This window comes from Pseudarthrobacter sp. MOO13 (genome assembly GCF_058267655.1).
Map to the genome: position 1 here is coordinate 1730668 of NZ_CM177848.1, position 23832 is coordinate 1754499.

The 23832-nt window shown below is 60.8% G+C and carries 20 protein-coding genes; 13 read left to right on the forward strand and 7 right to left on the reverse strand.

Features of this window, described 5'->3' with window-relative positions; genetic code table 11:
- The first annotated feature begins 460 nt into the window (after window positions 1-460).
- The 5 genes from AC4EEO_RS08065 to AC4EEO_RS08085 all read left to right on the forward strand — a co-directional run bounded on the left by AC4EEO_RS08065 (window position 461) and on the right by AC4EEO_RS08085 (window position 6949).
- Window positions 461-1573 (forward strand): hypothetical protein, encoded by a 1113-nt coding sequence (locus AC4EEO_RS08065; RefSeq protein WP_491340231.1) that lies wholly within the window; start codon window positions 461-463, stop codon window positions 1571-1573.
- A complete protein-coding gene (locus tag AC4EEO_RS08070) occupies window positions 1570-2715 on the forward strand; it encodes a hypothetical protein (protein WP_491340232.1) in 1146 nt (381 codons plus the stop codon). Before AC4EEO_RS08065 ends, AC4EEO_RS08070 begins: the two co-directional genes overlap by 4 nt.
- Complete coding sequence (locus AC4EEO_RS08075; RefSeq protein ID WP_491340233.1) at window positions 2712-4478, forward strand: Hsp70 family protein; 1767 nt, start codon at window positions 2712-2714, stop codon at window positions 4476-4478. Before AC4EEO_RS08070 ends, AC4EEO_RS08075 begins: the two co-directional genes overlap by 4 nt.
- 121 nt (window positions 4479-4599) lie before the next feature.
- Window positions 4600-5823, forward strand: coding sequence for a hypothetical protein (locus tag AC4EEO_RS08080; RefSeq protein WP_491340234.1), 1224 nt, complete (start codon window positions 4600-4602; stop codon window positions 5821-5823).
- A 313-nt stretch (window positions 5824-6136) separates the two neighbouring features.
- Window positions 6137-6949: a hypothetical protein gene (locus AC4EEO_RS08085; RefSeq protein ID WP_491340235.1), complete on the forward strand. Its 813-nt coding sequence runs from the start codon at window positions 6137-6139 to the stop codon at window positions 6947-6949.
- Window positions 6950-7226: 277 nt separating this feature from the next.
- On the opposite strand, the gene AC4EEO_RS08090 is transcribed toward AC4EEO_RS08085, so the two are convergent.
- Complete coding sequence (locus AC4EEO_RS08090; protein WP_491329093.1) at window positions 7227-8348, reverse strand: IS110 family RNA-guided transposase; 1122 nt, start codon at window positions 8346-8348, stop codon at window positions 7227-7229.
- 1324 nt (window positions 8349-9672) lie between these two features.
- Between AC4EEO_RS08090 and AC4EEO_RS08095 the strand changes: the two genes are divergently transcribed.
- The 3 genes from AC4EEO_RS08095 (at window position 9673) to AC4EEO_RS08105 (ending at window position 14100) form a co-directional block, all read left to right on the forward strand.
- Window positions 9673-11310, forward strand: coding sequence for a DUF262 domain-containing protein (locus tag AC4EEO_RS08095; RefSeq protein ID WP_491340236.1), 1638 nt, complete (start codon window positions 9673-9675; stop codon window positions 11308-11310).
- The gene (locus tag AC4EEO_RS08100) at window positions 11307-12116 is read left to right on the forward strand and encodes a PIN-like domain-containing protein (protein ID WP_491340237.1); all 810 of its coding nucleotides are present in this window, start codon (window positions 11307-11309) and stop codon (window positions 12114-12116) included. Before AC4EEO_RS08095 ends, AC4EEO_RS08100 begins: the two co-directional genes overlap by 4 nt.
- A 1180-nt stretch (window positions 12117-13296) precedes the next feature.
- Window positions 13297-14100 carry a hypothetical protein gene (locus AC4EEO_RS08105; protein WP_018761530.1) on the forward strand — a complete coding sequence of 268 codons (804 nt, stop codon included), beginning with the start codon at window positions 13297-13299 and terminating at the stop codon, window positions 14098-14100.
- 279 nt (window positions 14101-14379) lie between these two features.
- Here the strand turns inward: AC4EEO_RS08105 and AC4EEO_RS08110 are convergent, their stop codons facing one another.
- Entirely contained in the window at window positions 14380-15225 is an 846-nt protein-coding gene (locus AC4EEO_RS08110; protein WP_350224052.1) for a DUF3995 domain-containing protein, read from the reverse strand.
- A 39-nt stretch (window positions 15226-15264) separates the two neighbouring features.
- Here AC4EEO_RS08110 and AC4EEO_RS08115 point away from each other — a divergent pair, with 39 nt between their 5' ends.
- Complete coding sequence (locus tag AC4EEO_RS08115) at window positions 15265-15600, forward strand: hypothetical protein (protein ID WP_133247071.1); 336 nt, start codon at window positions 15265-15267, stop codon at window positions 15598-15600.
- An 84-nt stretch (window positions 15601-15684) separates the two neighbouring features.
- On the opposite strand, the gene AC4EEO_RS08120 is transcribed toward AC4EEO_RS08115, so the two are convergent.
- Entirely contained in the window at window positions 15685-15846 is a 162-nt protein-coding gene (locus AC4EEO_RS08120; protein WP_018761527.1) for a hypothetical protein, read from the reverse strand.
- Window positions 15846-16334 (reverse strand): hypothetical protein, encoded by a 489-nt coding sequence (locus AC4EEO_RS08125; protein WP_491330043.1) that lies wholly within the window; start codon window positions 16332-16334, stop codon window positions 15846-15848. The genes AC4EEO_RS08120 and AC4EEO_RS08125 overlap by 1 nt, the downstream gene beginning before the upstream one ends.
- Before the next feature lie 889 nt (window positions 16335-17223).
- On the opposite strand from AC4EEO_RS08125, the gene AC4EEO_RS08130 reads away from it, so the two are divergent.
- From AC4EEO_RS08130 to AC4EEO_RS08145, 4 genes are all read left to right on the forward strand, one after another.
- A complete protein-coding gene (locus AC4EEO_RS08130; protein ID WP_491340408.1) occupies window positions 17224-18150 on the forward strand; it encodes an ABC transporter ATP-binding protein in 927 nt (308 codons plus the stop codon).
- Window positions 18098-19390: an ABC transporter permease gene (locus tag AC4EEO_RS08135; RefSeq protein ID WP_491340238.1), complete on the forward strand. Its 1293-nt coding sequence runs from the start codon at window positions 18098-18100 to the stop codon at window positions 19388-19390. Before AC4EEO_RS08130 ends, AC4EEO_RS08135 begins: the two co-directional genes overlap by 53 nt.
- A 28-nt stretch (window positions 19391-19418) precedes the next feature.
- Window positions 19419-19841 carry a hypothetical protein gene (locus AC4EEO_RS08140; RefSeq protein ID WP_018761522.1) on the forward strand — a complete coding sequence of 141 codons (423 nt, stop codon included), beginning with the start codon at window positions 19419-19421 and terminating at the stop codon, window positions 19839-19841.
- A gap of 196 nt (window positions 19842-20037) precedes the next feature.
- Window positions 20038-20469 carry a hypothetical protein gene (locus AC4EEO_RS08145; protein WP_133831645.1) on the forward strand — a complete coding sequence of 144 codons (432 nt, stop codon included), beginning with the start codon at window positions 20038-20040 and terminating at the stop codon, window positions 20467-20469.
- Window positions 20470-20491: 22 nt separating this feature from the next.
- Here the strand turns inward: AC4EEO_RS08145 and AC4EEO_RS08150 are convergent, their stop codons facing one another.
- From AC4EEO_RS08150 to AC4EEO_RS08160, 3 genes are all read right to left on the reverse strand, one after another.
- Complete coding sequence (locus AC4EEO_RS08150) at window positions 20492-21022, reverse strand: hypothetical protein (RefSeq protein ID WP_491340239.1); 531 nt, start codon at window positions 21020-21022, stop codon at window positions 20492-20494.
- Window positions 21023-21341: 319 nt separating this feature from the next.
- Complete coding sequence (locus AC4EEO_RS08155; RefSeq protein WP_491340240.1) at window positions 21342-22529, reverse strand: hypothetical protein; 1188 nt, start codon at window positions 22527-22529, stop codon at window positions 21342-21344.
- A complete protein-coding gene (locus AC4EEO_RS08160) occupies window positions 22523-23812 on the reverse strand; it encodes a glucarate dehydratase family protein (protein WP_491340241.1) in 1290 nt (429 codons plus the stop codon). Before AC4EEO_RS08160 ends, AC4EEO_RS08155 begins: the two co-directional genes overlap by 7 nt.
- Between the last annotated feature and the right edge of the window lie 20 nt (window positions 23813-23832).

The following is a 23832-nucleotide window of genomic DNA, read 5'->3' on the forward strand; positions in this document are numbered from 1 at the left end:
GTTCCTGGAACCTCTGGTGCGCAACTGGTCGGCTCCTTGGGGGCAGGACACTCACACGAAGCGTCCGCTTTGGAGTGTTTCTTCATGGCAGGGGCAATGTGGCGGGTGAGCAACCACTCATGAATAAGAACAGGAATTGCGAAGCACGAACAGTGCACCATGACCACGAATCGGACAGGGGAAAAGAGTTGAGACCTAAAGGCGTAATGGAAGTGTTGCGTACGCGACGGCACTGCCAGCAGGGATATGATCTCGAACTAATGATAACGGCTTGCTCAGCTATGGCTGATCGGCGTTGGGGGTTCGTCGAAAGGAAAGGCATGAGTGGGTCCGGAGACCTGCAAGGGCGCCACACGGAGAAAAGGCACTGGGTGCATGGCCTTCGCCGCCCTACGCCCATTGATTCTCGACTGTCTCTTGGGCAGGTCGAACGATAGTGGGTTTTTGGCACACCGGCTACATGGAATTTCATGAGCCTACAGGCGAAGGTTCAAATCCGTTCGTGGAGCCGAAACAGGTGACCTTTCCGTGTACGACATGTGGAGTGGAGTTTTCAACGGCCAGCGATCTGCGCGTACACACTTTTGAGGGTCACCCCGTGCGACGTCCTGTTCTCGTTTTCAATGGGCGGGAATGCGGCAGGAGTCGGCTAATCATCACCAGCGAAACCATGCCGAAGGATTGGGTCATACGGACAGCTGAGGCTGTGAGTGTCAACGGCAAGACAATTCCAATCGGAGGCGCTGCAGAATTTCTGTCGTCTCAGCGGAGCGGTGTTGTGGACGTGACGCTTTCGAATCTGGATGTTGTGCAAACTTTCCAGTTCGAGTTCGCTCTGGCTGATATGGACGATCTTGACGGCGTTGACGCTGCCCTGGCCCGCCTGGTCGACGGGGGCGAGCTGAGCCGCCGATCTATCGACGACTTCATCATGCGCTGCAAGCAACATCGGACTGCTGTCCGGTATCACTCCGGCCTTGCAAATTACCTTTACGGGGTTCTGGCACGCGAGGATGCTGCTGCGGGAGAGGGTTCCGAGCGGGCGGGTGAGGGCAGTGGCTATGAGGGCAAATATGATCAGGCTGTCGGAATTTTGAGAAGTTTCGATCGCCCTCCAGCAGAGGCTATATGCGGCATCGTTGCCTTCCACTACAACCAATTCGAACGCGCCATGACGAAGACCAAAAGCCAACGCGTTGCGGAAGTATCCCTACGCTTTCAGGCGCTCCTCAAAGGGGAAAGCTGGCTGCCCGATGCGCTGTCGCAGTCGCCACACCCGAGCCTGGACGTCGCGCTCAGCGACTCGGTAATCGAACAAGTGCTCCGGTGGACTGCATTGCCACTCGATGGAACAGCAGGCGGTGACATGGCTGAGCTGGCTGCCAATATTGGCTCGCAACGACCATACGACGCGCTTAAGCTCCATCTGGTGGCGGCTGAGCATGCGCTGGCTGTAGGAGACCTCGCTGCGGCGCTGCGACATGCCGAAAGCCTTCGACACAGCCGTCTCAGCGAGAAGTGGTACAGAAGTTTCCGACCTCGAGTTCAACGTCAAGGAGTTCTTAGAAATTGACAACAGACGACGGACCCACTGGAGTTCATCCGACTGACGGCTCGCACTCGCCCCTTTCCAGGGAACCAGCGGCCACCGGCCCACAGCAGCCCAACCCGGGAAACAGCAGCAAGCGGGAGCGGCCCAAAACGATCCTCGCATTGATGGAATATGCCTACAGCGAAGCGGGACGAAAGCTAAATTTGTCGCGGAAGGATATATTCGAGCTGTCCGTACGGCCAGAGGATGAGCAAGCAGAAACCGATACTGTTCGGCAATTAGCGGGTAGAGATCTGTTATTCGCCGTCCCGCCGGCTTTATTGTCATCGCTGGCTGAGCTGGGATCAGAAACGCTTGTGCGTCGCCGCGTTCTCGATCTAGTTGTCGTGGCTTTCGCCAGCCACAAACTCTTCGAGGGGCGGATTGAGCACTTGACGGAGCAGCAGCCCTTGAAGATGCTTACCGCCGAAGAGGTTAACCGTGCTGCCAAGCAGGTTAGATTCAGCGACTTGGGGCTGAAAGAGGAATCTGAATTCAGCGACGCAAGCCGGGTGCGGCTTCGCACAAACGCGGTAACCGCTCTGGAACTCTTCCGCGTTCTCCGCGATCGGTGGACTTCGCGACAGTTCATCGAAGACATGAGTGCCACCGTCTGGGACACCCCGGCACTGCCGAGTGCTTACAAGACGGCTGCTCTTCTGGCGACAGCAAGAAATACGGAAGCCCTGAGCCAAGTCTCACGGCACTTCGAGCATGTTCTCCATAACTCGAAGAGGGAAACAGAAAAGGCCATTTCACAAGCACGGGAGCAGGAGCTTCGTGCCATAACGGCCGAGGGTTTGGGAAAAAGACTGGCAGCAGATCTAGAAAAGGCAAGAGCACATGCCGCGGAGTTGGCAGCTAAAGCCAATGAACTTGAGCTACGGCTTTCCGTAGAGCAAAGCAACCGCGTGGTCGATAAGAGCCACCACGTCGATGACTATGAGGCTCTCAGAACGCAGGTGATTCGACGGCTCTCTACTCAGGCTGAGCTTTTAGGGGACGGGCTTCACGCCCTTCGCCATGGAAGCACAGGTGTAGCGGAGGAGTTCGTGGACAGGGCACTCACCGCAATCGGTGGTGAGGTCACGCGCCTTAAGGAACTGGATGGGGGAGTGCAATGATTGCAGGTTTTGATTTCGGAACGACTAACAGTCTGGTTTCTGTGGTCGTTGGCGACCGTGTTATTGACGTTTTGGACGATGAGGGCCTGCCGCACCCATCTGTCGTCCGATACGAGGGCGAGGAAGTCGTCGTCGGACGCGAGGCCCGCCATGCGCTTGAAGAAGTCGGTCTCGGCGTGTATGGCAACACCGTGCGCTCCCCAAAGTTTCTCCTGGGCGAGGAGTCAGTGACTGTCGGAGGGGTCGACCGCAGTCCCATCGAGATTGTTGCCGATGTCATCCGCCACGTCCGTTCCGAATCACGGCGAAGCGGTCAGCGACAAGTGCTGGGCGAGCTGGACCGGGCAGTGGTCACGATTCCTGTGAACATGAACGGCCCGAGACGCGCGGCGCTTCGAGAAGCGTTCGCCCATGCCGGAATCTCTGTGGCTCAATTTGTTCACGAACCACTTGCAGCCCTCTACGGCTACCTCCGCGGTGCAGCAGATACCGACAGCGAAATCCGGGGCTTGATGCGACGCAACGTACTGGTCGTTGACTGGGGTGGCGGTACCCTCGACCTCACACTTTGCAGAATCGAGCCGGGGCGGATCCTCCAGCTCCGCAACGGGGGAACTGACACAGTCGGGGGCGACAAATTCGATGAAGTGATTCGTGACGAGGTCGTCGCGCGATTCTCTACGAAGCACGGGATCTCCAAATCTGATCACCCCACGAAGGAAGCACGGCTCAGGCTGCTGCAGGATGCGGAACGGAACAAGATTGCACTCTCGGAGCGGCCGAGCGTCACTTTCTATCGTCCAGGCTACTTCCCAGAATCCGAAACCACGCTTGAGTACCCGCTGACGCGGCAAGAGCTGGACGCAATTACACGACCTCTTGTGACATCAGGCATCAGGGAGATTGAATCGCTCCTCGACAGCGTGGGAATGGCACCCGCTCAAGTCTCACTTTGCCTGGTTGCTGGCGGCATGGCCGCGATGCCAAGCATCCGCAGCCGGCTGCACGAACTCTTCGGGCCTGAACGAGTGCTCGTCCCTGAGAACAGTGCAACGCTTGTTTCGCAGGGAGCGGCACGCATAGCTCACGACTCACAGCGGCTGGTGCTGGCAAAGCCCATTGAGCTGGAAATGGCACGTGGTTCACGCCTTCCATTGTTGAGGGCCGGAACGGCCATGCCGAATGATGGCGAGGTATGTCAAGACCGCTTTCACTTGTACTGCACCGATCCGACTGACGGGGCGGCAAAGTTCTCCATAGTGGCGCCAACTGAGCTTGCTGATCAACCCCAGGCCAGCGATCCGAGAACGTCTCTCGGAATGGTAGCCATTGCTGTTGACAAGACGGCGCCACCTCTCGTCGAGCGGCTGGAACTCGACGTAAAGGTCGACGACAACCTCATCTTGTCTGTCAGCGCTATGTCCAAGCAGCGGGGCGACAAGGCACATGGGTCCTACTTTGACCTGGAGTTTGGCATCGGACTCCCGGGCAGCAATGACCTGGGGCCAATTGATATTGCTGACACTGACGCCTATGTACCTAATGACGGCCTGATCGCCCGTGCCAACGTAGCCGATCAACAGGATCCGAGGCTGGTTCCCGGAGACGTGCTTTATCAGCATCGTCCTCATGCGTTTTCGAGGCTCCCTGGTCCGGACCAGGCCACTGATGAGCAACTCATCGAGCACCTCTACTACAAGCCGTGTGCCGTTTGTAAGCGTAAGTGGGGCGATCCCGCTTGTAGGTGCGCCTCGGTAGCCTGAAATGGCTTCTCAGCAAGTCGTTGTACGTATCCAAGATGGTGCGTCCGTAGTTGCGGAACTTGTTCGTCGACCGGTCCGACTAACTCCGGACGGATATGCCGGCATAGTCTACGACGGCGCAGTGTACCCGTTGTTTGCCCACGACGTGGTCGACATTTCCGGGGCATCGTGGGAAGTCGAGGACTGCAGCAGGTTCCTTTTCGCAGGAGCTTCTATCCCCTACGCGCCGCAATCTGACGACGTCGGTGAGCAGCAGAACTTCCTGGGTTTCCACGGTGAGTGGGAGGTCGAGACCAATCGCTTTGGTCATTACCTTGTCTTTAACGCCCCTGAGCGACTTGCAACGGATGTCGTCGCCGCACTCGAGGCCGGCGGTCTTTCGGTCCAGAGGTGGGACGTCAGCCATCGTCCCACACACGAGGGGAAGTTCTACGACTGGTTCGCCCGGCTACGGTTTAAAGGCAGCCACGAAGAGGTCGTGGCTCAGATCTCCGCCGTCTTTTCGCCCGCCCCGGCCGAGCCAACAGCGGCGCCCGCTCCGGAACCTTCAGTTCCGCCGCTAGAGGATCTCGCAGCACAGGTCGAGCAATTGGTCGATCTGACCGCCGAACTCAGGGAGCGTCTCAGCACCTCTGAGTCGGAAGCCTCGCTCCTGAAAAGGCGGCTCATTGCCGCCTCGAGTCGGGAGTCAAAACTTTCCGACGATTTAGACCGGGCCCTAGATCATCAAAAGGCACTACAAGATCAGCTTGAAGAGCTGAGTCGTGATCCGCGGCAAGCTGTTGAAACGAAAATACTCCTGAAACGTCAGGCCGAGACCGAAGAACTTCTCGAACTGGCGTTCGCGGAAAACTCCGAACTTCGCAGCAGTCTGGCGGGCTTCCGTGATCAGGCGGAGCAAGGCGATGTACGGATTTTGACACTCGAGGCAACTGTCGTCGGCCTACAAGAACGGCTCCAAGAATTCGGGGAACAGGAGCGAGCGCGGCGCAGCGGTAACGCGACGGCCCGCGCACCTCGTCGTGGTGTTCCTGGATTTCTGGATGTGGCCTTCTCGCGGCTGACCTTCGTTCTCGACAGCGTTGAAGTATTGGCCAACCTCGATTCATCAGCGTCTATGATGCGATCGCTGGTGCAGATTGATATGGGCGAGGTTGTGGGCAAGGATTTGGAAGGCATGCGCGGCTGGCGCGAGGTTTCGAAACTTGCCACGGGGGTTGCTGGTAGCGAGGACATGGGTCGCATTTATTACAAGCCGGACGGCGACCGCGTCCTCGTCAGCGTGCACGTCAAGCAAGACGACAAGGAACAGCACCGTCACATCGAGAAGCTTCGCTCCATATGAGGACGGTACTAACTATCCGGTGGACTTGCAGTGGAAGTAGGCGTGGCCGGAAGTGGTGCCGCGTGGCGCGCTGAGAGCGGCCGGATCTTGCGCGACACTGATGATGTGCGGCAGAGGAGCGCTAGCCTCCTCTGCCGCGAACAGAATTGCTGCGTTTGTGAAAAGGCTCAGGGTTGAGCCTGTGGTTAAAGGGGAGAGCACAATGGCCGATATTGAAGACGTGACACTGTAGACCCAGCTCGATGACGAGGAGGCCAACTTAGACATCGAGAAGGCGGTCAGTGCCCGTCATTCGATCGCCCGGAAGTACGTCATGCGGATCCGGCGCCGGCGTCCGGAGGCGACGCCAGCGGAAGTCATCAAGTTGTTGGAGCGCCACTACAGCACATCGATCACCGCTGCAGGGGCTGCCATCGCTGCTGGGTCTATCGCCGCTGAGGTGGGAATTTCCCTGATTCCGGGTGGCGGAGTCGCAGCCGCCGGTCTCAAGACTGCCGGCAAGCAGGCCGCGAAGAAGACTGTTCAGGTAACGGCTAAGGAGGCGGCCAAGGTAGCCGCGAAGAATATGGCCATGGGTGCTGCGAAAAACGGGGCCCAGCGGGTGGCCGCGCTCCTCCCTGCCGGTGACCAGCAGCTTCAATTCGAGATTACGGCAATTTTTGGGCTAGCCCTCGCCGACGTACATGGGATGGACCTCGACCAAGACCAGGCTCATGCCCTGGTGTACGGGCTTACCAATGACCGCGTTAGCCAGGAGCAAATTGCGACCATGGCCAAGGACGTCGCGGAAACGTCTCCCAACGGCGTGGTGGGCGTTGGTCACAAATTCGCCGCCGCCAGCGGTGACTGGTCACACTGGGCGACGACGCTTGCAGACACGCTGCCGAGCGGAGCCGCGCAAAGTCTCGTCAGGACCATGCAGACGGGCCAGCTGGATACCGTGCGGGAAACCCTGAGCGGAAAACAGCAGTCTGCGATCGAGTACGGAGTTGGCGCGTTGACCGGCGGGGTCAGCCGCTTCGTATTTGGCCGCGACGTCGTCGTGGCCGCCCGGGCCGCGTTCCCCGAGGCGCCGGACGAGTTCCCGGCACACCTGATATGTAGGTCTCGTTTGTCAAGAGCGTGAGGAAGCGGTCCTCGGGCTGGATTGCCTGGGACCGCTTCCTTTTTGTGCCCTGGGAAGAGGTGTTGGGTGTGGCCAGCGTGTCGTTGGCGACTGCGCGGTCAGACTGATATGCGCGGGTTGGTTACCGCAGGACGAAGTGTTCGGCTGGAGGTTACCGCTGGTCTAGCAATGACGGGCGTGGCCGTTGTTGGTTGCCCATAGGTGTATCGCGGATTTACTCCACGCGCTGCAAGGAACCACTTCCAACTGGGTTTCCCCGGGGGCTTTCTGTCTCTGATCAGTGCACGGACGCGATCGATCTTGGGGAGCGGGCTGCCGGAGGTGTGCTTGTGGCCAGGGACCAGCACCAGCCGGAGAGTTCGCGGGCGATGGCGACGTTGGCGATGACCGGGCGCTTGCGGCGTTCGAGGTAGCTGAGCCAGCGTTCGTGCAGGCGCCGATTGCCGGCATGGCCGCGGGTTCGTGCTTCGGAGGTGGCTTCCTCCCACCTGGACCGCATGAGCCGGGACGGGTTGTTATAGGGCCTGCGGTGGTGCCATGCGGCCTCCACAAGCAGGCGGCGCGCGTGGCTGTTGCCTGTCTTCGTGATGGACCCCTGGGACCGGGACTGCCCGGAGGAATGCTCAGTCGGGACCAGGCCGAGGTAAGCGCCGATCGTGGAACCAGTAAACCGGTCCCAGTCGCCGATCTCCACGGCCAGTCCAAACGCGGTCAGCGTCGAGACGCCGCGCAGGCACTGCAGTGATCTGACCACCGGGGTGTACTCGCTCGCATACGCCATCTCTGTGATCGCTTGATCGAGGCGGTCCCGGCGGTCTGAGATCTCATGCATCGCTTCCAGGGAGGACTCGTAGGTCAGCTGCCGGACCGGGTTCTCGAAGTGCTGGCGTGCCAGCCAGAGTTCATGAGTGCCAGTCCAGGCTTGCCCGCCGGAATAGACGATGCCTTGGCGCAACAGCAGTTTGGAAATCCGGTGCCGGGAACGCATCAGATCGCCACGGACGTCTTCCCGGGAACGGACCAGATCCCGTGCAGCTTCTTGGTCCGCCGATGGAATTCTTACCCCGGTGACCTCACCCAGCTTCAGGAGCCGGGCCAAATGCAGCGCGTCCTTTGCGTCAGTTTTTACCCGGTCCCCGGACGGGCGCTGGAGCTTCGATGGTGCCGCGACGACTGTGTCGATCCCGGAGGCCAGCAGGAACCGTGCCAGGCCAAAGCCCGTTGGTCCTGCCTCGTAAACGACTCTGACCGGCGACGGCAGGGAAAGAATCCAGGCGAGAATCTCACCACGATCCGGAGTCATGCGGTGCAAAATGACTTCGCCGGTCTGCGCGTCCAGGGCGCATGAAACAACAGTGCGGGCATGGACATCCAAGCCGACGCTTGTACGCTCGAACATAGCTGGAACCTCCAAATTTCAAATGTGGCTCTACCTGTTCGCCAAGTGTGGCAGGCAACCCACGACTTGCTTTGAAAAGGAGGTTCCAGCCCCCTGGGCCACATATTCCGGACCCTTCTGACAGAGGGCCATCAGCGCCGGAACTAGATCCGGAGCGTCCACCGATCCGCATCGGCGACGGGAATCGGCACAAAGCAGGACGCTCCGGAAACGGTCCGGCGACAATGGACCTCCAGAAGGGTCCAGAAGGCTCGACAGGTGGTCCTCCCAAGCCGGCCACCTCCTACTTCATATCGTCTAGCTCTGCAGGACAAATCCTCAGACGCCGACGAAGGGGAATCCGAGCCCAACCGCGCACTGGCAGCTCTGGAGGACGCTGCAAAGTCGACAGGAAGCTGGATCACCGGGACGGCCAGCACAGTTGGAGAAGGAGTTACAACCGGTGCCTCGGCCGTGGGGTCGGGTGTAGCAAGCGCCGCCGCTGCAGTGTCCCGCCCGTTCCGTGCTGTGGACGTCGACGGGGACGGCATCCCGGATGAGCCGCAGGCCCTCACTGCGGTAAAGGGCCTAGGCGGTGCCCTTGCAGGAGCCACCGGCGCGGCGAGTGGAAAAGTTGCTGGCCTGTTCAAGTCGCGGAAGCGAGACATGGTTGATGCGCCGGAGAGGGCGCCCGAGGAATGAATCCGGACGCCTACAGCGCAGAATTGGCCGCGGCCATGGAGGCTGGATTTATAAAGAACCCCAACACAGGCGAGCACTGTCACAGCCTTGCTGACGCCTACATGGCTTCTCTGGCCGAGAGTTCCCTACCTGAGGACATGGAAGGGCGCAAAGAGTACGACCACCTCGTTGCATGGTCCCTGGAGAAGAGCAACGCCTCACCGGGAGAAGTCGTAAGACGTTTAACTACATTCGAGTTAAGGCGGTTAGGGTGGCCATGAAAGTCGCCCAGAGACGCGGCGAGGTCGGCCAGCACGAGTTACTTTATTAGGTCGCAGGACCTCAAGCAGGACCTCGTCGGACAATCCAGCACGCAGACAAGCTGCTTTCGCAGTTCACCAAGGGAAGGACTCCTCGGGTCACCGCAAACTTTCAAATGAACGGACGTGATCGCCCTGCCCCGCCAGCTCAAGACCCGGCATGATCGGGCCGTTTCTTGTTGAAGGTTCTTACAACTGGACTCGCAGCTCACGGGCGAATGCCCATGCGATGACTGAAATCCAACTTGAGAATCTAGACAAGCCCCACAGTCACAAGACGGTTGGGGGTTCTCTCTCGTTAGTCGTAACGCAGAAATATCCAAATGAGCGGCTAGCATAGCGGGATGGAGACACCACTAAACGCCTCAGCTACTTCAGCCGGCGCGCTATTGTCAGGGTCGACCTTCGTAGTTCCACCGTTTCAGCGGGAGTACGCCTGGGGTGAGGATGAGGTTCGTGACTTCTGGACAGATCTCCAAAAGGGCCTCAATGATGACTCCTACTTTTTGGGTCTCATTATCCTGACCGATGAAGACGGAAAAAAACACGTCGTTGACGGCCAGCAAAGAATACTCACCTTGACTCTTCTTGCTTCGGTGCTTTACCACGAAGCCATCCGCGCCGGACGAAATGCACTCGCCGATCGGCTAAAAGCTGACTTTCTGAAGTCCATCGACTATGAAACAGACCAGATCAAGACTCGAGTTTCACTTAGTGATGACCGTGACGATGAGACGTTTCAGCAAATGTTGGACATGGCAGAGACGATCACGCTGAACGGAGACCAAGACGACGAAAGTCTGTCCCCGAAGCTGGTTGCCGCCCACGGAGTGTTGCGGGCTGAGCTGCAGAAAGACTTGCTGAACGATCCCTTTAAGAGGCTGGGCCTTTGGGCTGATTTTCTCACGAACAGGGTCTACCTCGCCGTTTTCGTGCATCCTGATCCAGCATCTGCCTATCGCGTCTTTGAGGTCATAAATACTCGCGGGCGCGAGTTGACTACGGCAGATCTACTCAAGAATTACGTGCTGAGCCAAACGCCCCCCCTAGCTCGTAATGATAGATATATGCACTGGAAGCGTATTTCGCGCCAATTAGCGGCGGGTGGAGAGAATGCGCTGGTCCAATTTATTCGACATGTAGTCAGCATCGAAGCGGGATACGTTTTGCCTCGAGACTTGTACGACTTTCTGTCAGGGCGCGCAGTGGTCCTAGGTAAGGACCGGCGGACACCTCCTTCTACCGATGAACTCATGAGTCTCCTGGACAAGTGGGCTCCCTTATACGTGCAGATAATTGATCCGACGCTAGATGGGCCGGCCGATCCGGAATGGCTAAAAGTCTTCGCCTCACTAAATGACCTAGGGGTTATATCCGTTCGTCCGATGGTGATGGCGACGACCAGTGCAAATGACGCCACAGCAGGAATGCAAGCCCTCCTGCGGCTGGTTGTTCGCAGAATCGTCGTCGGAACGCTCGGCACGGGCAACGTGGAACGTAGATTCAGCGAAGCGGCGAAGAAGATTGCCAAAACTGGCGAGTGGCGGGAACCGCTCCAAGAGATTGCTGACCTAAATCCCTCAGAAGATGAGTTTGTTGGTCAGGTGCAGAAACGCTCCCTAAATAAGGGAACTCTTGCCTTTCTGAGACGCTCAATTATCCAAAAAACAATAACGCCCGAACCCATTGGTGTGCTGCATCTGATCCGTCCGCGCTACGCTTCGGATTGGGAAGGGTTTGACGACGAAGACTTCACTTACTGGGGATCCACGATCGGAAACACATTTCTGGCCAGCGTCGAGCGACGTGCTTCCGGATCTAGCACTTGGGAGGGGTTTCGAACTTTGATGCTACCCCATGCAGTTCCTAACGAACCGTTAGTGCGTATGGGGGAAGCCGAGGCCTGGACTGCGCAATCGGTGCAGGGGTTTGGTGACGATCTCGCCTCTGCCGCCGGAGATGTCTGGTATGAAGGGGAATGAACGTGCTGGATGAGGACGTGTCCGCAAGACTGTTCCAGGGTCTGAAATGGGGACAGGATCTCAATATCCTTGATGCTGTGGCCGCCGCCATCCGAGGTAGATCGACCGGACTCAAGTTTAGTGCGGACATGGCGGTGTGTTTTGACTCTAATGTCTTCATCAATATGGGCAAGGGCGCCAAGGGTGCGGAGTTGATAGATTATTTTGCCCAGCAACACAAGGCGCCCATAATACTCCCCAGCCAAGTTCTGATCGAGCTTTGGAACAATCAGCTGACTGGCGTAGAGGCGTATGTTGGTAAGTTGAACCGACAGTTTGAAGAACTAAACAAGACAATCGCGGAAATCGAGCCTCATTATTCCTCCCTGAAGACTGGTGCTAGTGCGTTGATAGCCGAGTTCCAGAGCGAATACGGTCACATCATCGAGCAGAAAAATCTTATCGACTTGATCGGTTTATTGGATATGTTGGGAAAGCGAGCCAAGTACTCACAAGTTTCCCGGGAGTCTCTTCTTGAGTGCGCACAGCAGCGCAAACGTACTAAGACGCCGCCCGGCTTTAGAGATGATGGTGACGGAGACTTCTACGTCTGGGCGGAATTTCTAGGCGGCCTCATGGCCGCCCAAAGCGAAGGCAGTGAATTCGCTAGTGCTTTGCTCGTTACTGATGACGTTAAGAAGGACTGGAGCACGAATGGAACTCCGAATCCGGTGCTGGCTGCTGAAATGGAGGCGCTGGTGGGCGTCCCATTCCACGTTATGAAACCCTCGGACGTGAAGGCTGGCATCAAAGACCTAGTCGGCTGATTCCGTGGGCCAGTCAGCTTCGGGGCAATACGCTGCCCCGCTAATAGGGGCAGTGACGAGATCTTCCACTCCAAGCTAGAGGTGCGGATGTAGCGCGCAACCTGGCCATTGGTTTGCGCGCTTTATGACCAAGTGCGGCCGCAGCATCACAATGGCAGAGTACAGCTTCGCGTGGATCTCGCGGGTGCCGCCCACAATCATCGCCTTGCCCGTCTCGATGACCTAGCCGGACAGTCCAGCCTGCCCAGAGGCCGCTCCGTTGCAGCTCAGCCAGGGACGGACTCCGGGGCCCGCAAACTTCCAAATGATCGTGACGTGATCGCACTGCTCTCAAACAGCAACTTCAGCGTAATCGCGCCGTTTCTTGTTGGAAGTTCTTCCAAAAAGGGCTGCATCTCACAATCGGGTGTGAGAGAAGCTGGTTGGCGGTTTGCGGCTGGTTATGAGTTGACGACTAGTTGGCACCACTGTCAAGCTAGTTGGCGCTGTGACAAACAGGGGCGCGGCGCCAACTAGCTTGGCCAGCTTCAGTCGCTTGGCCACTTTGACCTTGGCTGGTAATCGGCGCCGCGCCCGGTGTACGTCCACCGGCAGTTCACACTGAAACGTTTCCGCAACCGGTACAAATGGCAATCAGATCCGGGGATCGCCGCCAGCCCCGCCGCGCTGCGAAAGATCATAAATCCGTTGAGCCTGCATTCTCGTAGTCTCCGAAGCAAGATCAGCTCAAGCACCTTGCACGGGGGCCAGTCGGGTGGTTCAGTGCAGGCATGTCAGCAGCACCGACCGGGCCTCAGAGTCGTAAGCCGGTTGCCTCTCAGGAGGAAGCCCGGCGCAGGATCAACCGAATCGCGTACCAGTCGCTGCCCTTCATGATCGCCTTCGGGGTCTGGAATCTAATTCCGAACCTTCCTGATGCTTGGCGATTTGCAGTTATGCCCGTCGAGATCGTGTTTGTCGTCGTCTACGGAACGGCCGTTATCCGGTTCTCACTGTGGCAGCGTGACGAATACTGGCGGGAACGGGGCTCGCACCCGCGGCTCCGCTGGTCGGTCGCAGCGAGCGATCCCCCAATCCCTCCTTGCCCGGCCCAGTCCAGCGACGGGCCTGCATGTACGTGGGGGACGGCGCTGCCGGGGCTAGACTCGATTCATAAGCGAGCTTGGGGGAAGCAACGCATATGCGCATGGCAACAGGTTGTTTGGTATCCGCAGTCCTCATCGTCGCGCTGGCCGGATGTGAGTACACCGGCCCGGAGAGCGCGCCGGTCAGTTCCCAGGCCCAGGCCGGCGGCACGCGAATGCTGTCCTTTGAGGAAAACGTTGATGAAGTTGCGCGCGCACTCATGGTTTCTTCGGATGAACCAGGGATGCCGACGGTTGGGGAACCATTAGGGAAACTATCGGTTGACCTCGCGCCAGGGGACTACGTGATCAAGAGTGCATGTGCTGGTGTTCACGGTGTCACAGTCTCCATTGTCCAAGGCGAGAAGCCAACGATAGGGGTGCCCTACACGTGTGACTCTGTCTTGGAGCGATTTGTCCGGCACGCCGGCGGCCCGATCACCATCAGTACCGTCTCGCCCGTGGACAAGCCTGCCGCCGCCGGTGTCATGCTTGAACTCAACACTGATCCGCGCGCGTCAGAGTTTGAGGACATGTCGGAATGGGTGGCTCGGCAGCTTCAACCCAAACTGCCTGGACAGTTGGCGGGTGCCGCCAGCTCAAGCTCGCCCACGAGCCAAGGATTATCGGCAGAACCGGGCAGCTACGAAGTGCAGTTCCTTTGCGACGGAGCGGCCGACGTTGAGTTTTCAGTGGCCAGTTGGACAGGGGCGGAAGTTTTGAGCCCGATGAGCATCCCTTGCAACGGAAACGTCTTCAAGGCCCCTGTTGAGCTCCGGACCCGGGGAGCAGAATTCAGCATGGTCCCGAGCAGCGGGACCAAAACCCGTTATGCCTTCAAGCTTGTTCCAAACCCGTAGTCGCTTCCGGCGGAAGTGGTGCCGTCCGCTCGCGTGGTCGGGGCCAGCTGATGGGCGGAGCTCTACGTCCGGATAATGGTCTGCCTATCGCGTTTCGAGTGGGTGTTGCTTCGCCTCGCCCGCCATCCAGAGCCAAGGAACACCACGAAGGCAGCGCCGGCAGTGAAGAAGACCCAGTCGATGCCGGTCCAGCGAAGCGGTCGGAATTAGACATGGGGAACCCGGAGGGAGGCGTGTGCTGCAGCGGACACACCAGCTTCCGGCCCACCTTGATTGGACTTACGCAATCACTGGTGAGCTCCTTCGCGAGGTCCAGAGCGAGATAACCAGGGCTGTACCCCAAAGCAAGAACAGGGGATCCCACAACCATGCGTGTCCAATCATCGCGTTGAGGTCATAGCCACCTGAAGGATGGATCAACCCTCCTAGGACGGCACTGCTGACGACGGTGTTCACGCCCCCGTAGCTGACCAGGAGCAGGCCTCCGGCCCAGCTCACCGCACGCCAGAATCTTCGCCAGGGCATACGGTCATAAGCGACGACGACGGGGATCGTCGCTGCCAGCAACTTTCCTATCCCAACGAGGCCAAGCACTAGCCCTGCCTCGAGCGGGGCCTCCACGGACAGCTGGACCGCCCATTGGCCCACCGTGGCTACAAGCCATTGCCCACCCAGAGCCCAGTACAAGCTGAATCCGGCATGGACGATACCGGCTATGCATGCCAACCAAGCCAACGATCGGCTGAAGGACATTTTTCTCTCAAGCGTCACCTGGATCACTGTAGCTAATTGCTGACGGTCGGCGTCGGCTTGGAGGGCGCCGAGACGAACTGCGGCGCGTCGACAGCGGCGTCTCGAAGCTGGGCACCGTCCAACGTGGTGGACGATTCTGGCATGCCCATGCGTGCCGCTGGGGGAAAAATGGGGCGCCAAGCCCGGACCATTCTTCGTCGCTCTCGTCCTGCGGGCGCGGCGGGGTGGCTCCGGGACGTGCAGGTCCTGGAAAAAGCCACGGTCGTCCTTGGTCCACGGGCGGCGACCAACCAGCGGAACGACGGCGTGAGCCGCCCTGGATCCCCTAATCCGTCCGGGACGGATGGGTAGCATTTCAGCCTCTATGCTCATGGCAGGACGACGACTCGCTTTGCGAACTTGGGGGATCTGATGAAACCTAAACTTGGGATGCCGTGGCCGTTGATGTTATCTGGCGGGTTACTCTTTCTCTCCGTCGCGGCCATGGTCCTGCTTGGCCAAATGGGGCGGCCCTACTTTGTTTATGCGGGGGGTGTGGCGGCGGGCGCCGCTGTACTGTTGGGAACCTGCCTTCTTGCCGACGTCCGCGGATCGGCGCAATGGCTGGGGCAGGTCGCTCAGAACAATGCCTCGCTGTATGCAAAGGGGTCGGCTCCCGACAGCGGTGTCTACCGGATAGTGGGCGCAGGGATTGCTGTGCTGGGGGTTGCCATCGGCGTGGTCCTCCTGCTGAATCTGCCGTGGTGACTCGATCGGGACCGCCAACCTGCGACGAAGACTAGGACAAGCGCATGAAGGGTGGGCTGGTGTTCCTCTATTAGCCTGTGGCGCCTACATTTCATGTCCGCCGCCGCCCACCGTTTGACGGGCTTTCTGTCGCCGTTCGTCGGCTTGGAGGATGCCGTCACGGACGGCAGCGCGGATGATGCCGTAGAGGATGTAGAAGAACACTGCCACGAAGACGACGGACAGGACCAAGCTGTCGAGTGCCATTACTCTCCGTCACCTTCCGGCCAGTACTGCCGGGCGCCGGCCGCGGCATCGCGGAGTTGGGTTCCGTCAAGGTCAATGGAGGTTTCGGGCATGCCCATGTCGGTCCATTGGGTGACCAGGCGCATGGCTCCCGCCGGCGGCAAGGGCCACAGCCAGAGGGTTCCGCTGGCCGCCATCTCGTCGTCCCCGCCGCTGCCGCCTTGGCCTTGAAAGAGAACCACCGGCGGCTCCGGCTGGGGTGCGTCGGGTGCAGGGTGGGGTCTGTTCAGCATCGCCCCGGTGGAGGCTTTGGAGCCGTCAGCAAACTCCACTCCGCAGAGAAGGGCCGCGAGAGGCATGTTGGCCTTGGCCCACCGGGCGTGCGGCTGGCTGAAGAAGGAAGCGTTGAGCTCAGCCCATTCTTCGTCGTTCTCGTCATGCCGACGCAACTTCCACGACAGATCAAAAAGGCAACCCGTGGAATACACCTTGACGGCTTCAACAGCCATGACGAACGTTGGCGACAGATGAAGGAAACGGCCAACCCCCACCACCGCGGGCAGCTCATGCCGCGGGGCGCCCGCCCATACGGGCGGTACGTAACGGATGGTACGGCCCCGGGGTGGTAATTCGGGTACGGGCAGGTCCTGGAAGAAGGTCAAGGCGGTTCCTTGGGGTGCTGGCGTCGACTGACCAGCGGAACAGCAGTGCGAGCCCGCCGTGGATCCCCCAATCCGTCCTTACGCGGCCCAGTCTACCGGCCTGTCTTGCCGGATCCACCGCGAGGACCTCGCGTCTTGACTGTCGGCTGGCGGCGCTTCGGTACGAAGGGACCGCTACGTCCGTGCTGCAGCCACATCAGATGTTCGCGACTCCAGGTCCGGGGCGCGTGATGTCTTCGCGCAACTCCGGACCGTGAGAACACGAAAAGGGTGCGCCCCGTTCGCTGAGCGCACCCTTTCGATCCTCCACAAACCCGGATCCCCATCCGTTACCCCTATCATAAGCATGCTGATAGTTAGGTGGTCAAGACATGGCAAACTTGTAGCGTTGGCAAAGGCTGCTCGAGGACGTAGCTGACTGGGTCACGGCCCACGGCCCACGGCGCAGAGACCACCGCCGATGATGTAGAGATGGCCCTGGAGGCCGGGAAGCGGGCGTGGCGAGGAGTCCGCCGCCGGAAGGACGCGGATAAGGGGTGCGCCCGTTCACCGAGCGCACCCCCTTTATCCCCTCACAGCCGTCTCCCGTCGGCTGCATCTATCATAAGCATGCTTAGCTTTGTTCGCGCAATACCCATTGTCTCTGAATGGCGACATCGACAAAAGAGCTTGGCCCTTGACGTGAAACGCGGGGGAGGAGGCCGGGTTCGCCAAACGATACGCTGGGATCATGACAATGGGGGAAACGGCGCAGGAGCCGCTGGTACACATTCAAGACTTCAGGATGGACTTCGGGGACACCACGGTCATCCGGGACCTGTCCTTTGATGTCCACGCCGGAGAGACCTTCGGGTTCCTTGGCAGCAACGGTTCCGGGAAGACCACCACCCTGCGGGCGCTCCTGGGTATTTACCGGCCCACGGCAGGGACGTTGCACATCGGCGGGAAGGTCTTCGAGCCCAGGGACGGGGCCAGCCTCGGATACCTGCCCGAGGAGCGCGGCCTGTACAAAAAGGAACACGTCCTGGACGTGATGGTGTACTTCGGCCGGCTCAAAGGATTGTCAAAGGCCTCGGCCCGGTCCTGGTCCGAGGACTACCTGGAACGGGTCGGACTGGCGGGCAAAGCCAAGACCCGGCTCGACAAACTCTCCAGCGGCCAGCAGCAGAAAGTCCAGCTCGGGGTTACCATCATGAACAACCCGGGACTGCTGATCCTGGACGAGCCCACCAAGGGCTTCGATCCGGTCAACCGGCGGCTGCTGATGGACATCATCGAAGAGCACAAGCGGGCCGGGGCGACCGTCATCATGGTCACCCACCAAATGGAGGAAGTCGAGCGGCTCTGCGACCGCGTCATCCTGCTCAAGGACGGCGTCTCCCGCGCCTACGGAACAGTGGAAGAGGTACAGGAAGAATTCGGCGGCACCGTCTACCGGGTCACCCACGACGGTCCGCTGCCTGCGTCGGCCCTGTTCGACGTCGTATCGGAGGAGAACGGCCGGGCTGAACTCTCGCCGCGGCCCGGGGCAACGGAGGAATCCGTTCTCCGCGCGCTCGTGGACGCCGGCGCCGGGATCCGGTCCTTTACCCCGGCAAGGATTTCCCTGGATGAAATCTTCATCCAGGTTTACGGCGAACAGCATGAACTGGCGGAAGGCTGAGATGGCAATGGGACAGCACAACCTCGGCACCGTCATCTCCTTCGAGTTCTTCAGGACCATCAAGAAGCGCGGATTCGTGATCGCCACCCTGGCGCTCCCGGTCATCCTCGTGCTCATCTTCGCGCTGGTGTACGCGTCCAACGCCAGCACCAAGGACACCGCGGCCGCACAGAAGAGCGCAAGGTTCGCGTTCACCTACACCGACGCGTCCGGAATCATCGTGCCCGCTGCTGCCAAACTGGCCGGCGGGACGGTAGCCGGCGACCCGGCGGCTGCCATCGCAGCTGTGAAAGACGGCACCTCGGAGGCTTACTTCGCCTACCCGGCCGACCCTGCGAAGGAATCGGTGAAGGTTTACGGGGCTGACAAAGGCATGTTCGAGAATGATAAATACCAAGCAGTGGCCAAAGAGCTTCTGGCGGTCTCAGCCCAGAACCAGGTGGGCTCACCCGAGCTGACCGCTGCCCTGACTGGAGCCGTTAAGTTTGACTCGCAAACGTTCAAGGAAGGCAGCGTCGCGCCAGGCGTCGGCGGAATCATCCCGCCTTTGTTGTTCCTGGTCGTCTTCTACATTTCGATGATCCTTCTTTCGAACCAGATGCTGAACTCCACCCTGGAGGAGAAAGAAAACCGTGTCACCGAGATGATCCTGACCACGCTGAACCCAACCACACTCATTACCGGCAAGATCATCTCGCTGTTCGCCGTCGGGCTGGTCCAGATCCTGGTGTTCCTGGCGCCAGTGGGACTGGCTTACCTGTTCTTCCGGGACCGCCTGGCGTTGCCGGAGGTTGACTTGTCCTCCTTGGTCTTCGAACCCGGCCCCATGATCACCGGTGCGCTGCTCACGCTGGGCGGGTTCACGGTCTTCACCGGGGTCCTCGTAGCCATCGGGGCGATCATGCCAACCGCCAAGGAAGCCGGAACCGTCTTCGGTCCCCTCGTGGCGATGATGTTCATCCCCTTCTACACATTCAGCCTGATCATCTCCAATCCGGGTGCCCTGATCGTCCAGATCTTCACCTACTTCCCGCTGACCGCTCCCGTCACCGCCTTGCTTCGCAACGGGTTCGGAACCCTCAACCCTGTTGAAGCGACCATCGTCGTCGTCGAACTCTTCGTCGTCGGGACCCTGATCCTTCGACTGGCCGTCCATCTGTTCAGGTACGGATCCATTGAATACGGCCGCAAACTCTCCATTGCCGGAACGTTCCGTCGCAACGAGCTGGCCGCCAAATGACCCTGGTCCTGGCTCGGGGAAAGGTGCCATGACACCCGGTGCCGCCGGCGACGTCCTGATCAGGAGCGGCGTGATCCTGACAGGCCGGGCGCTCTTCAAGGGCTGGGCCATCACCACGACATTGTGGCTCGTCGGCCTGTATATCGTGCTGGCTGCCACCTCGCAGGGGTTCCTGCTCGACCTTGCCCTGATGGTCCTGATGTACGGGTATGGCATCGCGCTGGTGACGGGAGTCCCGCTGGCATGGATCCTTGGCCGCCTGCTCCGACCCATCCGCAACCAGTGGATCCATGTTGCCGCGTTCTTCATCGTGCCGACACTGGGCTTCTGGGCCCTGGGATCCGTGCTCGGCTTCGGTTGGTCCGTCGGTGCCCTCGGCCTGTGGGCAACCGTTGGTTTCGCCGCTGCCCTGGGTCGACTGGCCGTCTGGCGGGATGTGGCCGTCAGATGACCGCCGGCCGGCCCGCCGCCCGGGAAGTGAGGCATTGAGGAGCCGCTCAAGCTGGGGTGTCATCCTTTTCATCGGTGCAGCCCTGTCGGTAACGGGTTTCTGCATACTTGACGATGCATATTGGGCCGCCAGGCGCGAGCACCAACTGTTGTTTGTCGGCGCCCCCTTGAACTCCCTGGCCGCTTGGCTTCTCGTCGTGGCGGTTCCCATCGGCGCCGCAGGCCTGCTGCTCCTTCTTCCGGTGCTGATCGGCCGTATTCGCAGGAGAGCGGTGCGACGGCTCGCCGGATGGACCATCGTAGGAGGGGCCGCAGCGGCTGCGACCTGTTTTGGGGTGGTTGCCGTTTTCGCCCTCCTAGAGGCCACGGGGATCGGAGATACGGTCAGGCTGGAAGCCGTGGACGGACGGTCGGTGCTCGTTACCCAGGACGGATTCGACGGAGACGTGGTGGACATTTATACGGAGAACGGCAGCTTCTACTACAAATGGGCCCGCAGCGCCCCGGAGTTGTCCGGGTGGCCGCGGGTAAAGGACCGGGAGTGCAGGCTCGACGCGGGTGAGGCGGTGCTGCTGCTGGTGTGCGGGGAGAAAACGGTGGAAATCGACGTCGAAGAACCGGCCAGGTGAAACCGGGGGCCAGGCGCTGCCTCTAAGACACACGCCAGCCGGTTACCCGCACTCCAGCCACCGCCCCCGTCCAGGGTGTGGCACCGGGTGCAGGCTGGGAAAGGTGCGCCGAAACATAGCCCTGTTGCAGTGTGATGACCTGTGACGTGGATCCCGGGCAGTCAACGGTGATTTCGACAGGCCAGAGTGTGACTTTGGGATTCTCCTGGCGGATGTAGATCGTAGCGTTTGGGGCGCCGATGCAGGCAGCCGTGACGGTGTATTCTCCAGCCGAGATGACCTGTTCAGTGGTGCCAAAACCGCTGGCGGGCCCGTCCAAGGGCCCTTCTTGAAAAAGCAGGGCGGCTCCCGGGACAGTCTTGAGGAGTCCGTCCAAATCCCGATAGTTCCGCACCTCGCGCTCAAGGACCTGGGGGTCGGGGCTTGCGACGGATTGCGCCGTCACGGCTGCGGCCGTGCCGTCAGCTTCGGCGCCGGGGCTGTGCGCCGGATCCGGGTAGTCGTAGGAACACCCGGCCGTTCCGGCCGCCGGCACCAGAAAGCAGAGGCTCATAGCCAGCCGGCGCCGGAAGCCTTTCATTCGCACGCTTCCATGGTGGGCGCGGCCACCGGTGAACGCAACCAACACCGGCGGACAAGGTGGGGCTGGACCGGCGGCGTTTGGGGGGCGGCACCCATGGTCTCGTGGATGCTCCGGCCGCCGGTCCTGTCCCTGGTGCCAAGATCCTGCCCTCGCCGGCAGGATCTTGTTTTCAACGGTAGGACTGGAACCCCAACGGCCGCCCATGATCCCCGCAAATTTGGCTCAAGATTCGGACCGGGGCGCCGGCGATCAGGGCGGCAGCGCGCCGGTGCCCGCCCGGACCAAGCCCTCAGCGCAGCCCGGCGAGTGCCGCAGAAATTGCCGAAAGCCGCCTGGTCGAGGCAAGTCCCAGATGATACACGTGCAGTTCGTCGGCGCCGGCCGCATGAAGTGCGCCCCACTCGCCGGCCAGCCCGCCGCCGTCGGGCGCCTTTGGCGGCAGCGCCAGGACGTACGCGCCGGTGCGCACACCATTGGCTGACATGGCTTGGACCGTCAGCGCACCGTCGTCCGGGTTGCCCCAGCAAGGCACGACGGCGGTCACGTCACCACGCTGCCTCCACAGCCGGCTCCTGCGCAGCGCCTCCACCGGCAGGAACGGTCCCGTGTTCCAGGGATCCGGGGACGCGTGCAGGGAGATTTGGGGATTGGAGCCGGAGGCTGCAACGGCCGTCAGGCACTGATCGAGAAGCGCTGCGGCGGCGTCCCACCTGACCTCCAGCAGCGGGAGGAAGTCCTGCGCCCCGGCCGCTGTGGCTGCGGTGAGCCCGGGATCCTCTGCTTCCATAACTGCTGCACGCACCCGGCCCTGCTCCACGTCAGCCGGCAGGCCGCGAGCCTCATAGGAAGCCTTGCATGCCTCGCAGAAACACAGCGACAGCAGAGCCTGCACCCATGGTGAGTACTCCGCGCCCTCCGTCTTTTCATGCCTGTTCTGGTGGCTGAATCCCAGCGGCCCCACAGCTTCCAGGATGAGGCCGTCGGGCTGCCCGTGGGCCAGGACCTGGGCCACGATGCCGGCGGCGTACCCGCGGACCTCCGGGTGCGAGGGGCACAGGGCATAGCTGTAGACCTCGCCGAAGGCGTTGCGCACGCACATGCCGGGGTTGTTGCCCCCGGCTGCGCTTGAGTGGGTCAGGACCGTCCATGCGTCCACCGGGATGTTGGCGGCCCGGAGTACCGAAGCGGCCTCACCGAACGCGTTGTCCGTGCCCGTCCATTCGCTCGCACTGCCCGGGACGATGGGGTTGGCTGCGAACGCATCCGCGTCGGCGGGAACATAGAGTGCCGCGGATTGGGCGTCCACCACGCGGCGGCCGGGGTGCCTTGGCGTGCCGGCCCGCACCGAATGGTAAGCCGCCGCAAGCGCCACGCGATCCACGCCGCTGGCCTTGATCCAGTGAACGGCTCCGGGGTCACCCAGCACGTCCCAGGGATAGAGGTAGCCGGTGGCCCGCGGCGCCTGCGTGCCTACCACCGGGGGAGGTCCGCCGTGAAGTCGGGAACGAAGCGCTGCATGTAGCCGGTGTCATCGCGGGCCGTCATCCGGGCGTCCAGGTACTGCTGGTGCAGTTCGGCCAGTTTGTCCCGGTCCAGTTCCACGCCCAATCCCGTGCCTGTGGGAACCCGGACGCTGCCGTCCTCGAAGCGCAGGGCGCCGGGCTTGACCACATCGTTGTGCCCGTTCCAGGGATAGTGGGTGTCACAGGCGTAGGTCAGGGCCGGGGTGGCCGCGGCCACGTGCACCATGGCGGCGAGGCTGATGCCCAGGTGGGAGTTGGAGTGCATGGACAATCCTATTCCGAACGTCTCACAGATGGCTCCGAGCTCACGGGTGTGGCGCAGGCCGCCCCAGTAGTGGTGGTCGCCGAGGATGACCTGGACTGAGTCCAGTTCGACGCTCCGCTTGATGTGCTCGAACGCAACGACGCACATGTTGGTGGCCAGGGGCATGGTGGCTACGGCGGCCACCTGCCCCATTGACTCAAGGCCCGGCGTCGGATCCTCCAGGTACTCCAGCAAACCCTCGGTTTCCCGGGCAACCCACCGGGACGTTTCCACTGTCCATGCGGTGTTGGGGTCGAGCCGCAGCGGCATGTCCGGAAACGCTTCGCGAAGGGCCCTGATGGCCTCGATTTCCTCCGCCGGCGGGAAGACTCCGCCCTTGAGTTTGATGGACTTGAACCCGTAATCGGCAATCATCTTTTGTGCCTGCCGGACGATGCCCGCGGGGTCCAGCGCCTCACCCCACTCGTCGCCGATGGCAGGTTTGCCGTCCATGGCCGGATGCTCCTTCCACTTGTAGAAGAGGTAGGCGCTGAAGGGAACTTCGTTGCGGACGGTGCCGCCCAGCAGTTCACTGACAGTCCGGCCCGTGGCGTGTCCCTGGATGTCCAGCGCGGCAACCTCGAAGGCGGAGAAGACGGCTGCCCGTTCGAACGCGGACAGGGCGGGGTCGAGGGCCTGGTTGATCAGCTGTTCCATCCGGGTGGTCTCGAAGACATTCACGCCTTTGATGGCGTTGGCCCCTACAGCAAGGTTGTCCAGCCGGCTGCGGCCGCCGGCGCATTCGCCCAGCCCCAGCAGGCCGTTGGCTGTCCGGACCTCAATGACCACCCGGTGGACCAAGGGTTCGTGCACTCCGACGGCGTTCAGCAGCGGAGGGTCTGAGAACGCAATGGGCGTGATGGTGATATCTGTGATGATGAGGTCCGCCGCTACGGGTGTGGACGCTGGGTGGATGGTGGTGCTGGTTTTCATAAGGTTTCTTTCGTGGAATG